Below are 12,740 nucleotides of genomic sequence, written 5' to 3' on the forward strand. Positions count from 1 at the left end.
TCCAGGTTTATTTGGTATGCGTATTTTTAAAAACAAATAAACAAAATATCAAGCATGTAGGCAACAAGAACGGAAGTTCGCGGAAAATCCAACCTTAGCTTGATGGGCATGGGGTATCGTCAGCATTTCGGAAAAAAACTACGCTAAGAAAAAATATAATAAGCTGCCCATATGGACCATAGCCATCAACTTAAGGAAATGAATAAAATTTAACTAAATGGGTCATCCTTCCATGCATACCGCATGGAAGGATGACCCATTTTATGTCTAAAATTAATGATGTTACACAAGAAGAGTTACGTTTACTAGGTGAAGAATTTAAAAGTAAATTTTCGATTCACCACTTACAACTACTAGCATTTAAAACTGGAATGATTCGACGAAAACGAAAGTGTAGAGCACAAGACCTTGTTTCATTATGCGTGTTTCTCAGCCAAACAATTGGGACAGAATCCCTAGTTAGTTTATGTGCGAAACTAACTAGAGCTACGGGAATCCAATTATCTAGTCAAGGTCTGAACGAACGATTTAATGCACAGACTGTACAATTCTTAAAGGAATTATTTTCACAAGTATTTCGAAAGAAGTTTTCTCCAATGACTCCTTTATCTAACCGTTTTACACGTATCCGTATACTAGATTCAACAGCCTTTCAGCTTCCAGCTCAATATGCATCTTCTTACAAAGGGGTAGGAGGAGGTGGTTCAGAAGCTGGTGTAAAAATTCAATTAGAGTATGAACTGATTTCTGGAGAATTTTTAGAAACAGCTGTAAAAGATGGAACAAGTAGCGATTGCCGTTAAGGACAGGAACGTACGCAAACATTAGAGCCAGGGGAACTTTCTCTTCGTGATCTTGGTTATTTTTCTATTTATGATTTAGAAAAAATTGCGGATCGACAAGCATTTTATGTGTCACGTATTCGCTGGAATACACAAGTCTATCAAAAAGAGAAAGGTGGAAAATGGACTCTTCTCGATTTAGAAAAATTGAAGAAAGATCTATCTGAAGGACAAATACTAGAATTACCGGAAATCTATATAGGACTTCACCAAAAACATAAAACACGCCTTGTCATATATCGTCTAACACAAACTGAGTGGGCGAAACGTTTGAAACATCACAAGAAAGCGAAAAAGAAGATGCCGAAATATGCAAGTCGTATCAACCTTCTTATTACGAACGTATCTAGTAAACACCTTCCGCACAATGAAGTGTATGAACTGTATTCTTTACGGTGGCAAATTGAAATTATATTTAAAACATGGAAGTCTATTTTTAAAATTCATGAAGTGAAACCTGTGAAACTGGAACGATTTCAATGTCATTTATATGGGCAATTAATTGGTTTGTGTTTGGTAGCTAGCATTACATATCGAATGAGAAGACTTATATGGGAGAAAAAACAAAAAGAGGTTAGTGAGTATAAGTGTACATATATCGTCAAAATTTACTTCTCTAGTATACACGACGTGCTTTTCACAACCTTTCAACACCCTGTATCAGTGCTAACCAGGCTCTTTCAGGATCTTGTCAAAAACGGACGAAAAGCACGAAGGTATAAGTGTCGTACGCCGTTCGATATCCTTAGTATCACTCAAGAATGTACGAAAAGACTTCACAAAGCCGTATAAAAAATACGAAATCCAGAGAGTCTTATTTTTTAAACTTGATGGCTATGGCCCATATGGACAGCTTATTTACATAATTATCGTTATATGAAGCTAATTTTTAATATTAGAGCAAACCCCTCCTCATTTGGAGAGAGGCACGATTCGCTCTCAATATTTTTTCTTTTTAAGTAAGTAAAGTCCTGTCAGATTAGCTCCTAGTGCAATGACACCTATAACAACAGAAACACTTAGAGAAACCACCTGATTTGGAATCAGATCAATAAAGTCTGTCGAAAGTAATATAATGGTTGCCAGCCATGTTAAACCGACAATTTGAAGCCAATTTGTTTTCTTTGCCATAACCTATTCACCTCTTTTTTTCATTGTATCAGTCAACAGAAAAAAATTGTACAAATTTGGATGAATAGGATATTCATGTAAAGTTAACATAACGTCTCATTATCAGTAGTCAATGATGCATGAAATTTTCGTTCTGGGGGTAATTAAAAATCTTAGCTTGATAGCGATGTGGCGGTACCCCAATATAAGTTGTAGTCAATGTATTCATCTAGAAACGTAAAAAAAGACACTATAGAAAGTGTCTTTTTTTACGTTTCTAGATGAAAGAAAATGTAGTGATTAATCATAATTTGTTGGATGCTTCTTGGTTAATTTTAGTATAACATTATCATTAGTGATTTTAAATGTAATTATGAATATATATAACTTTTATTATATTATGTTTATATCTATATTTTTTCTTCTTATATATGGTACATAACTTGAGATTGTATAATGCCTTTCCATAAATCCTCCCTTATTGAAGTAGAAGGAACATCTATATTGGGGAACAAAAAACAAAAAAGGAACATTTTAATAATAGAACCAGATTTTATAGTAAAATAGATACCATGGTATGCATGTACGTTTTAGATATGAGCTTAATGGACCATATGCTTATAGAATTGAGAAAGAACTTAAGACAAATAGGTTGTATATTTTAAGACAGTAATGCTTCAAGCAGTATAGATGGCACGTCAATAACTTAAATGATTTAAGATTCACACTATATAAAAGTTAAAGCATACGACTAAGGAAAAGAGGGATTTGCAGTGTGCTGCACATTCAAGAATTAATTCTTACGTAGGGAGTGCTTATATGAAAAGTTTGAAGCATGTAATATTGCTAGTATTATGTTTCTTATGTCTAAGTGGTTGTAATCAAGAAAATGGAGCTGAGGTACAAGAATATATAAAAGAAAAACACGGTATTGATGTAGTTGTAACAGATTGGAGCTCGATAAATGAAAATAATGGTGGTAATACCTACCATACTGTGCAAGAAAAAAATAACAAATATCTAAAATTCCGAGTAAAGGTACAAGGTCTCCTCTATTCAAATCCAGTAGGTGATGAATACCAATACGGAAAAAAAACATTTGAGGAATATAAGAAATTCAAACCAACTCTAGAAGAAATAAAAAAATTAGGCTACGTGGAATCTGAAACAGAAAATCCTCTTCAATATATATTAGATAATAAAGATCCAGATGAAGGAAAACCAACTAATGAATTATTATTAACTTTGCAAATGAGTAATGAGACTGACTTTAGCCAATTGAATTCAGTAGAATTAGATCGTTTATATGCTCTATTTCAACTCATTCAGGAGAATAATAAAAAGATAACAGAACTTGAAATTAAGGATCATACTGGCCAATCTTTAGGTGAACCTTTTAAAAATGTGCAAGAAATGATAACAAAAGAAGAACTGTTACTAACAATAAAATCTACGATGTCAGATGCCATAAATAAATATTGGGAAAACTGGATTAGAACACACACCAAAGTAGAAGAAAGATTACATGAAATGCAAAACGATCGATTTGCAATTAAAAGTATTACTTATTCAAGTTCAGATGAAGAGGATAGTCGAAAATATTTAGTGACTTTAGTTATTAATACCACCAATAATATATTTGAAAACAATCCCCTTTTAATTGAGGATTTAATCAAAGTAACCACAATCCTTAAAGAAGAATTATATAATGAAAAATTTAACATCTATTTAACCAATAAGACAGGAACAATAAATGAAAATTGGTTATCGTCAAAAGAAATCAAAGAAGCAAATAACATCGAAGATCTTGTAAAAGAAAGAGATCCTGCGAATTAAATTTAAAGTCCTCTGCATGTTTGTTATTTGATGTGAATGCACAATATTTCGAAGTCCCAACCCAGGCTAAAAATCAAATGTATTTTTGAAAGAAAAGGGCTTATATTTTCATTTTGAAGTATTTACTTTTCATAGCTTGATAGTGATGTAGTGCTATCTCTATATGTTATTATTAATTGCACTAGGAGCATAGGAGCGTTATAATATTCCCTAATTACATATAATGAGGTGCAGAAAATGAATAAAACAGAATTAACAAAAGTAGTTGCGGATAAAGCAGAACTTACACAAAAGGATGCTGCTACAGCGACACAAGCTGTATTAGACGCTATAACAACAGCTCTTGCAAATGAAGAGAAAGTACAGATTCTTGGATTCGGTACATTTGAAGTACGTGAAAGATCTGCACGAACAGGTCGTAACCCGCAGACAGGTGAAGAAATGCAAATTGCTGCCTCAAAGGCACCTGCATTTAAAGCTGGAAAAGAATTGAAAGAGGCAGTGAAATAAGTATCCTAAGAGAAAAAGGATCTGATACTCATATCGGATCCTTTTTATTTGTAATACACCAATTTCTAATTTAAAGTGTAAAAGGACAATAAATCTACTAAATTTTTAAAACCAAACACAAGCATAACCCCATTCTAATTTAAGGACGGGGTTAAAATATAGTTGTTTCTATAGTGTTTTAAGAAAAGATTGTACTTTTTAATAGACTACATGCTACTGAATTAAGTGAATAATTCTTTGTGATAATTCAACCTAAAATTCTATTCTATATTTTTTTTAGCTGCGTAATCACCATAATAGTAAGTATCATATAAATCCTCACTTTTAGGAGTAGCAATTATAGTATATTCACCATTTCCATCGACTTCAAACAAAGCAATATTATCATATTCTGGTTCTATAAAGTGGGGAAAGTGATCAGGATTTGAATCATCTACTTTCATTTTGATACTGTATATCCCTTTTGCTAATACTCCACTTTTTTGAAAGCCCTCAATTAGATCTTTGGCTTTTGGAATAGGATGTTTATTTTTATTCATGTCAAATTCAAATAGAAAATTCACCACCCCTAGATACATGCCATTACGATTTTTATCTTGTAGGTCACTTGGTATTAATTTAGATAAAAGTTCAGTAGTATCTATCTTTTGGGTCTTCTTAAAATTATCAAGTAGGTCTTGGTGATTATTTACATTTACCCCAATGTTGTCGTAAGGAAATATACGAATAGAACCATTTTCTTCTGGGACAGCTTTATTAGAATATTTTACCAACCTATATTTTTTTATAATCTGCTTCATTACTTGAACTACTTCTGGATGTTGCTCAATATATGCACCCTTGAATTGTTCGAGATAGATATCGTCACTATCATCTTTTAATATTTTCAAAGTATCTTTTTCAATCATTAAGAACGGATAAGCACGATATGGCTTTTTTATTTCTACATAAGTTTGATGGCCAATATCTACAAGCCAATCATTACTTGTCTTAATAACAGAAAATTCACCTTGTATTCCATAGTTTGTTTTTAAATATTCTTGTATTGGTTGATTCAGATCATCTTTAGAGAAACATCCACTAAGAATTAGGAGTGGTGTACTTACTAAGATAACTTGAATGAATCTTTTAATACTCTTCATTTTTCACCCTGCATTTCTAAAATTTTATTAATATTATAACATTTTCCATTAAACTAAACTGCCATGTTGATTTAAATACACTTCTTAACAATGTTAACGAAACAATTAATAAAATCACTCTATAATCTGGCCTAATTGCTGAATAACATGACCGGCATTTTTACAACAACTCTATTATTTCTGTACAAAAGGAGATTTTATGTGAAGGGTATCGTCAGGTTTGTAGAAATACCCCCGTTAAGAGTATGCAAATTTTTATGCGGATTTTCGACTAATTCAGTAACAAACGAGAACTCTAAAACCGAGCTAGGATAGGAATGTACAAAAAATACTTAGATCCATAGCACAAAAAAGAAGGTTCCTCTGTGAGAATATGGTTCCCCTTTTCGATGCTACCGATAATGAGACGTTTTGTTAACATCACATGAATACCCTATTTATGCGAATTTGTACAAAATTGTCTTTGCTGATGGTACAATCAAAATCATGGAGGGATATTATGGGGATTTTTTATGTGATACCACTTTTTCTAATATTCGGCACTGCAACATTTTTATTTATCAAGGCTGGTTCACCAAAAATTAAGAATAAAAATATATCATTGATAATGGTTTGTTTAGCGATAAATACACTCATAATTCCAATATCTTGTTTGGTTGGTTCGTTTGTTTCTTATACAAATGAGGCGGCAACAGAATTTACATATAATAATCCATTTTATTTTTGGAAAGGATTTTTCTTGATTCAAATAATACCGCTTTTCGTGCTATTTGTGGCTTTTTTGAAGTTTGTAATAGCAAAGAAAATAAATCAAGTATAGAAGTACATAATGAAAGGGTGGATTCCTTTTTAGAGGAGGGATCCGTTTTTTTCTTGCTATCGATTATAATGCGTTATGTTAAATAGAATTGTATAGAGCATTCATTTATTTTTCTTTCATAGATCAATTCATAATATAATATAGAAAATATTTCTTTGTTTCGTCGATTAAGGAGGAAATTTAATATTGGAACAAGAAAAGATTGATATTTTAGCTGAAACCTTATTATTGGAGGTTATAACACAAAAAGTTGAAATGATAGAGCAGCTTCCCATTATGCTAAAAGGTATTGCCTATTTAGATGATTGGGCAGAAGTCATTTCAAAAACAACAGAATGTGAAATTTTTGAATCAGATGCACCCAGTGTTATGAATAATTTTGCCGTAGGAGAAAAAGTTTTAATAGAGCTAGAGATGCCATGTCTTATATCAACATGGCAGGATAGAGAACAACTTCTGAGAATTACAACTACTGTGAAAGTAAAATGCTTAGTTTCTCATACAGAAGTATTTGATTGGAACAATATGAATAAAAAAGAATTGTTAAATCGCCAAAAAGATGTGCAATTTGTAGAGTTAAACTATATAAATACTGAATGTGATGATATTCGTGCTTATTGAATTAACTAAAACAATAAATTCCAGTTTTTGTTTTTAGCGTTTTTTACATAAAGGGGTAGCATCCAACCCATCAAGCTAATATTTTGATGTCCCCTAAAACAAAAATTTTATCTCTTCACAGTTAGTTATCTATGAGAATTGAGTTCATTTTTTTGTTTTGGATATTCGCTTTTCTTAGCTTGATGGCAATGGCCCATATGGACAGCTTATTTACATAATTATCGTTAGCGGAAGTTCCATTTTTCAAAACGACTCCATTAAATATGATTGGATGTATAAAACACATTAATAAAGAATTATACTTGACTTTGGTCTACCGCAGATGCTTTCTCTTAATCATCGATATGAATAAATGACTTACTTATGATCAATTTGTAGTTGTTGTTTTTCGTTAAAACACATTGAGAATTGTGGATGTTTTTCTGCTTCTTTCTTTGTTCCTATAAAGAATTGCGAATATGTCAATCCAGCTTGCGATGATACTGATGTATTGTGAATATCTTTGCCTTCTTCTAACCTCTTAATTTGGTTTCCGCTTTTGTCTACATAATAGTATTTTACATTACCCCATCCAGAATCAAGGTCACTTTTCCTACCAATCCTTTCATTCGATGATGTTTTTAATAGTCCATCTTTAGTTACTTGATATATAATTTTCTTATCTTCAATTTTTAGGGGTGGTGCATCCTTGATGTTATAAAGGACACCCACACATCCTTTGTAACCATCAGGTATTAAAAAGACCTTCTTAGCGAAAGAATTATACATATCATATATCCAAACAATAGGGGTACCTAGTATGATAACAGACAAAAAAAAGGCTATTCCAGCATAAGCATATTTATTCTTACGGATAAAGTACCATGCCAAAAATATAAACAATAAGAAAAGTGGTATTGCTTGAATGAAGAGAACTCCTTTTAAAAAATCAAGTTCAGTACTGTCTGGAGGGTCTGTTGTCATCCCGCCTATAAACAATGCTAATGGAGCTGTGATGAGATTCAATCCTAAACTAAGATAAATCAATAACAACAGGTTTTTATTTTTATTTTTATTTTTTGGTACTTCATCCATCCGAATTCCTCCTACACTTAATTCAATGAAATTCATGTTGCACCGTAAATCCTATCCCATTTTGAGGGAGACATGATCTGCTCTCAATATTTTTTCTTTTTAAGCCGATAAAGCCCTTCAGATTGGTTCCCAGTGCAATCAAAGTCATAACGATATAGATACTTAGGGAAGTAACCTGATTTGGAATCAAATTAGCAAGGTTTGCCCAAAGTAATGCAATGCTTGCTAGCCATGTTAAACGGATGATATAAGACCAACCTGTTCACTTCCCTTTTCCTAATTGTACCATTTGGGGTAATCGATTTGTTAGGATTTTTGAATGTATATTCTATACATGCTCGGTTAACATAACGTCTCATTATTGATAGCAAGAAAAAAGTGGATCCCTACTCTCACAAGGAATCCACCTATTCATTATATGCTTCTATATTTGTTTTGTTTTCTTTGCTAGTGCCAACTTCAAAAAAGCTGCAAGTAGTATGAGAAGCGGTATTCCCTGAATGAAGAGAAATCCTCCCTAAAAATCAAGTGCAGTACTATCTGGAGGGGCTGTTGCCATCCCGCCTATAAAAAAAAGCCATTGGACTTGTGAGTAGATTTATCCCTAAACAGACCATTATCAACGATAGGTTTTTAGCCTTAATTTTTGGTGAACCAGACTTAAAAAATAAGAATATTGCAGTGCCGAATATAAGAAACAGTGTTACATAAAAATTTAACATAATATCCCTCCATGACTTTTTTACAAATGGCTGTATTTACGTCTGCATACAGTAATTTTAGAATGGCTTATCTGTTCACTAAACAAAAAACATAAGAGGCCTCACCATACATGTCCATCTCCCGAAAAGAGGGAATAAGAAAAAATAACGTTTTTTTGTACTTAGGGGTAGTGAAAATTCTTAAGTTGATGGCGATGTATGTTGACCCCTAATACAACGATTATTGTGTTTTAAATAAGGAACGACTTCTCACAAGAGAGTCCCTTTTTCATCTTTAAAAATGGTAAAATGTAGTTTAAGGAAGGGTAAGAATGAAAAATGAACATAGGGGGATTTAAATAAGGGATGGGCAAAAACCCCAACTATGATTGTATGAAATATATAATAGAAAAGGGAGAACTTGAATGAGGAAACCAAAAGTAATTGTTTTTATCTTTTTATTGAGCATATCACTATTCCTATTAAGTGGTTGCTCTATAGACACAAAACTATTAGAAAAACCAATAGGAGATTATTTGTCCGAAAACTACGGGATAAAGAATGGGGATTTTAAAATTCTTTCTACTGATAGTGGGTTTGGAGCTTCTGATCAACAGACTTACGTGGAAATAAAAAAACCATACCGCACTCTTGCTTATTTACTTGTAGACAAAGAATCATATGAAATAGTTAAAAATGGAAGCGATGATGTTTTTCTAGAAATATTTAAAGGAGCTTATGTTGAACAACATCGTGATGTTTTGAAACAATCCGATAAGATAATAAAAAAGTATAACTTATTAAGTGAATTCTCCTATCGTAAAAATAAACCAAATTTCTATTACTATTTAGATATACATATAGATAAAGAAAAAGAAAAGGAATTAATTGAAAATTTCAAACGTGATCAAAAAATAAACACTGACAATATAATGAAAATGTTAAAAGATAGTAAACCTAGAGATCATGCTAATTATACAGGAGTTATCAATTTTAATTACTATTACAATACCTACAAAAATAGTGAAACTGTTCCCAATGCTCAAAGTATTATGGATGATTTCGAAAAGAGCCACGTGCTAACAGAGGGCATTTATAAGATAGCTGTTGTGACCATGTATTCCAGCCCTAATGAAACAACCATAGGAGGAACGGACAGTCGTAATAATAATGTCATGTTTACCGTGGATAAACAAGGGAAATTCGAAATATTAAAAACAACTGTAGATTCTTGATAAAATACGTCAATTGTTGTGTTTTAAAAAAGGGTCGACTTCCCACAAGGAAGAGGAGGCACTGAAAAAGTCCTCATGGTTTAAAAAGTGAAACCGACTTATGAGCAGCCCTTTCCTTTTTGAGTATACAAAAAAAACGGCCATCCATTTTTAAAGAAATAAAAAAACCAGCTATATTATGCAAGGCTCTGGTGCAAAAATAGAATAAAAGATAATAAAGCGCATAGATTCCTAACGGAATCATATCTTATGTTGCAAGTCCAAACAATTGATGGATGAATTCTTTCTGATTTTGGACAGACTGATCCTGTAAATCAACCTGTTCTTTTTTAATCATATGCATGGCTTCTACTCCAGAAAGAATGGATGTAGCTGTGTCAAAACATTTGAATCCTAGCATAGAGCGTACTCGTTTCTTAATAAAACGATGATCTTGTTCCACAATGTTATTCAGATATTTTATCTGCCTGATTTGGATGCCTAGTGGCATCTTTTTTTCTTCCTTCAATTTTTCTATGGCTATTGGATAAGCTGGATTTTTATCAACTGTAATCACACGAAGTTTAGAGGCATGGAAAGACCGCAAAGCTTTCTTGAAGAATCACTTTGCAGCCTTTTGGTCTCTTGTTTTGCTTAGATAAAAATCGATTGTGTTTCCTTTCGAATCAACAGCACGGTACAGGTACATCCATTGCCCTTTAACTTTGATATATGTTTCATCGACTCTCCAAGAGTCATTGGTTTGCTTGAGGTGACGACGAATTCGTTTGTCCAATTCAGGACCATACTGATGAACCCAACGCATAATCGTGGTATGAGAAATAGATAAGCCCCGTTCCTCCATCATTTCCACCAAATCACGAAAGCTTAGGTTGTACCGTAGGTATCATCTTACCGTTAATAAGATAATATCAGTCTGATAGTGCTTCCATTTAAACGGATTTTCCTTTTCCATACTGATCACGCACCTTTTTTAGAGTTATACTATCAGTATGTCCAAGATTAGGAGATTACTTGCAAGGATTTTGGAGTTTTTGCACCAGAACCACCACTTTAATTTAAATAATTTATATTGAACTCCCATTCAAGTATTATTTTTCCTAATGAATAATTGGTATATTCTGTCTTACTCCACCTTTTCGGGGGATGGGCAAAAACACCCATATAGTGTCTCATTATCAGTAGCAAGAAAAAAGCGGATCCGTACTCTCAAAAGGAATCCAATCTCTCTTTTTCTATAACTATATTTTTATATGGGGTAGCACCCCATCGCTATCAAGCTAAAAAGGATGGGTTACCTCAAAACAATAAAAACGAGCATAATACACAAAATTTTCGTTTTGGGGTATTTCAAAATTTTAAGTTGATGGGCATGTGCCGTACCCCTATTAAAGTGGAAATTTCTCAAACGAAACTTTAATATATATAATTAATATACTATTCATATTAAAAAATTGAAAAGAGGTGGCACTTCGAACAAATGGGCTATATTATCTTTATTGTGTGTACCCTACGCTCTTTTAACTATAATAAATGAGGATACATTAGAGATAGGTGGATCAGCAAATATCTTTTGGAAAATTGGTTTATTTGCACCACTTATAGGCGTTTTATTTTCAGCTGGAGCCAGTAAGACTTACCAACGCGTTATGCTTGCAATATTTAATTTAGGTTACTATTTTGGGCTTTACATCTATATGCTATACACTTTTTAAAATACTCTTTTTATATTCGTTTTGTAAAAATATATTTAGGGGAGAAAACAATGAAAAAGAAAATATACTATTTATCAATAATTTTCACAAGTCTTGTTTTTTTATTTTTATTCATAAAAGCATTAGGATTTATCTTCTGGATAAATGGTGCACCAATAGACAAATGGGTAGCTTGGGTTAGTTTATTTGCTATTCCCACTTTCATTTACTACTCTTTCCCAGGACAAAACTTCAAAAAAACACAAAAAACGGTAACCATAATTATCATAATAGTTCAAGTAATATGGCTAAAATGGGCAATTAATCAACCTAAATATTATGTATATATTAACAATGATAACATTCTCCCATCTCCATATATAATTCAGGAGACTCCAAATTCGGATACTCCTATTTATCTTAGCCAAATAATTTTAACTAACTATACATCTTATAAATCAATTAATTCATATCTATTTGTAAAAGAAAACGTTACAGAAAACAATCGAGGCTTGGTTGATTGGATAAAAAATTTTGGTGGCGAAGTAAAAGAAAAAGAAGACGGGCGCATTTATATAGACACTTATAAGGGATATTTATTTTTCAAGTAAATTGTAAAAGGGAGAAATCGGTGTGAAATCTCCCTTTTACGACTCTCAATCGCTATAGGATAGGCCTGATTTTTGTCTACTGTAATCACACTGGGTTTTGGAACATGAACAGATTGCAAAGCTTTCTTAAAAAAAAGCCATTGATAATAGCTATTATTTTTGGAAAAACAACTTACAAAAAAGATAATTATAAAAAGTCGATTCCTTATCTCAAATAAGGAATCGACTTTCAAATAAATCATATACTCGTTCTGGTGTCGATATGTATTTATTACAAATTACCTTTAACTTTTCCAACGATCTCGTTTATCGTATTTCGATCTAGCTTGTCACTAATTTCGAATAGCTCACGATCTCCTACTAATTGTACGCCTACGATGTCGTTGCGGTCTTTACCGTATTGCACTTCAATAATAGATCCGCGCTCTATTTGTTTCCAAATGTAACCAGCTTCATCTTTATTGTCTAAAAAAAAGCTGTTTTACTAATAATGTTACGAATTATTTTTGATACAGTATTTTGTTACAGCTAGTTCAACAATTAG

At 32.4% G+C, this 12,740-nt stretch carries 10 protein-coding genes and 5 pseudogenes; 8 read left to right on the forward strand and 7 right to left on the reverse strand.

The window, feature by feature from the left end:
• Positions 1 to 263 precede the first annotated feature (263 nt).
• Positions 264 to 1,564: pseudogene (locus ACS2MN_RS24780) on the forward strand (IS4 family transposase).
• A 217-nt stretch (positions 1,565 to 1,781) separates the two neighbouring features.
• On the opposite strand, the gene ACS2MN_RS24785 reads toward ACS2MN_RS24780, so the two are convergent.
• Positions 1,782 to 1,973: a hypothetical protein gene (locus tag ACS2MN_RS24785; protein ID WP_044438556.1), complete on the reverse strand. Its 192-nt coding sequence runs from the start codon at positions 1,971 to 1,973 to the stop codon at positions 1,782 to 1,784.
• A 798-nt stretch (positions 1,974 to 2,771) separates the two neighbouring features.
• Between ACS2MN_RS24785 and ACS2MN_RS24790 the strand changes: the two genes are divergently transcribed.
• Both ACS2MN_RS24790 and ACS2MN_RS24795 read left to right on the forward strand, forming a co-directional pair.
• The gene (locus tag ACS2MN_RS24790; RefSeq protein ID WP_346994550.1) at positions 2,772 to 3,788 is read left to right on the forward strand and encodes a hypothetical protein; all 1,017 of its coding nucleotides are present in this window, start codon (positions 2,772 to 2,774) and stop codon (positions 3,786 to 3,788) included.
• Between the two features lie 237 nt (positions 3,789 to 4,025).
• On the forward strand, positions 4,026 to 4,298 hold the full coding sequence (locus tag ACS2MN_RS24795) for an HU family DNA-binding protein (protein ID WP_001043938.1): 273 nt from the start codon (positions 4,026 to 4,028) through the stop codon (positions 4,296 to 4,298).
• 260 nt (positions 4,299 to 4,558) lie between these two features.
• Here ACS2MN_RS24795 and ACS2MN_RS24800 read toward each other — a convergent pair whose 3' ends face one another.
• On the reverse strand, positions 4,559 to 5,440 hold the full coding sequence (locus tag ACS2MN_RS24800) for a hypothetical protein (protein WP_346994551.1): 882 nt from the start codon (positions 5,438 to 5,440) through the stop codon (positions 4,559 to 4,561).
• Between the two features lie 499 nt (positions 5,441 to 5,939).
• Between ACS2MN_RS24800 and ACS2MN_RS24805 the strand changes: the two genes are divergently transcribed.
• Together ACS2MN_RS24805 and ACS2MN_RS24810 are read left to right on the forward strand one after the other, a co-directional pair.
• Positions 5,940 to 6,260, forward strand: coding sequence for a hypothetical protein (locus ACS2MN_RS24805; RefSeq protein ID WP_346994552.1), 321 nt, complete (start codon positions 5,940 to 5,942; stop codon positions 6,258 to 6,260).
• Between the two features lie 186 nt (positions 6,261 to 6,446).
• On the forward strand, positions 6,447 to 6,881 hold the full coding sequence (locus ACS2MN_RS24810) for a hypothetical protein (protein ID WP_346994553.1): 435 nt from the start codon (positions 6,447 to 6,449) through the stop codon (positions 6,879 to 6,881).
• Positions 6,882 to 7,238: 357 nt separating this feature from the next.
• On the opposite strand, the gene ACS2MN_RS24815 is transcribed toward ACS2MN_RS24810, so the two are convergent.
• Positions 7,239 to 7,955: a DUF6843 domain-containing protein gene (locus ACS2MN_RS24815; RefSeq protein WP_430384454.1), complete on the reverse strand. Its 717-nt coding sequence runs from the start codon at positions 7,953 to 7,955 to the stop codon at positions 7,239 to 7,241.
• Between the two features lie 424 nt (positions 7,956 to 8,379).
• Positions 8,380 to 8,677, reverse strand: a pseudogene (locus ACS2MN_RS24820) (hypothetical protein).
• Between the two features lie 404 nt (positions 8,678 to 9,081).
• Here ACS2MN_RS24820 and ACS2MN_RS24825 point away from each other — a divergent pair.
• Positions 9,082 to 9,891 carry a hypothetical protein gene (locus ACS2MN_RS24825; RefSeq protein ID WP_346994554.1) on the forward strand — a complete coding sequence of 270 codons (810 nt, stop codon included), beginning with the start codon at positions 9,082 to 9,084 and terminating at the stop codon, positions 9,889 to 9,891.
• 247 nt (positions 9,892 to 10,138) lie between these two features.
• Here the strand turns inward: ACS2MN_RS24825 and ACS2MN_RS24830 are convergent.
• Positions 10,139 to 10,846 (reverse strand): annotated as a pseudogene (locus tag ACS2MN_RS24830) (IS6 family transposase).
• A gap of 499 nt (positions 10,847 to 11,345) precedes the next feature.
• Here ACS2MN_RS24830 and ACS2MN_RS24835 point away from each other — a divergent pair.
• Positions 11,346 to 11,606, forward strand: a complete 261-nt coding sequence (locus tag ACS2MN_RS24835) for a hypothetical protein (RefSeq protein ID WP_346994555.1) — start codon at positions 11,346 to 11,348, stop codon at positions 11,604 to 11,606.
• Between the two features lie 50 nt (positions 11,607 to 11,656).
• Positions 11,657 to 12,196 (forward strand): hypothetical protein, encoded by a 540-nt coding sequence (locus ACS2MN_RS24840; RefSeq protein ID WP_098338419.1) that lies wholly within the window; start codon positions 11,657 to 11,659, stop codon positions 12,194 to 12,196.
• A 29-nt stretch (positions 12,197 to 12,225) separates the two neighbouring features.
• Here the strand turns inward: ACS2MN_RS24840 and ACS2MN_RS24845 are convergent.
• A pseudogene (locus tag ACS2MN_RS24845) lies at positions 12,226 to 12,330 on the reverse strand (IS6 family transposase); the annotation flags it as partial.
• A 137-nt stretch (positions 12,331 to 12,467) separates the two neighbouring features.
• Positions 12,468 to 12,665 (reverse strand): annotated as a pseudogene (locus tag ACS2MN_RS24850) (hypothetical protein); the annotation flags it as partial.
• Positions 12,666 to 12,740 lie beyond the last annotated feature (75 nt).

The organism is Bacillus cereus group sp. BceL062 (genome assembly GCF_051780025.1).
Lineage (GTDB): Bacteria > Bacillota > Bacilli > Bacillales > Bacillaceae_G > Bacillus_A > Bacillus_A toyonensis.

What these genes read in the sequence shown, in the direction of transcription:
- ACS2MN_RS24815 (WP_430384454.1), bottom strand. Translation starts at nt 7,955, where the DNA reads ATGGATGAAGTACCAAAAAATAAAAATAAAAATAAAAACCTGTTGTTA.
- ACS2MN_RS24795 (WP_001043938.1), top strand. Translation starts at nt 4,026, where the DNA reads ATGAATAAAACAGAATTAACAAAAGTAGTTGCGGATAAAGCAGAACTT.
- ACS2MN_RS24840 (WP_098338419.1), top strand. Translation starts at nt 11,657, where the DNA reads ATGAAAAAGAAAATATACTATTTATCAATAATTTTCACAAGTCTTGTT.
- ACS2MN_RS24785 (WP_044438556.1), bottom strand. Translation starts at nt 1,973, where the DNA reads ATGGCAAAGAAAACAAATTGGCTTCAAATTGTCGGTTTAACATGGCTG.
- ACS2MN_RS24790 (WP_346994550.1), top strand. Translation starts at nt 2,772, where the DNA reads ATGAAAAGTTTGAAGCATGTAATATTGCTAGTATTATGTTTCTTATGT.
- ACS2MN_RS24800 (WP_346994551.1), bottom strand. Translation starts at nt 5,440, where the DNA reads ATGAAGAGTATTAAAAGATTCATTCAAGTTATCTTAGTAAGTACACCA.
- ACS2MN_RS24825 (WP_346994554.1), top strand. Translation starts at nt 9,082, where the DNA reads ATGAGGAAACCAAAAGTAATTGTTTTTATCTTTTTATTGAGCATATCA.
- ACS2MN_RS24805 (WP_346994552.1), top strand. Translation starts at nt 5,940, where the DNA reads ATGGGGATTTTTTATGTGATACCACTTTTTCTAATATTCGGCACTGCA.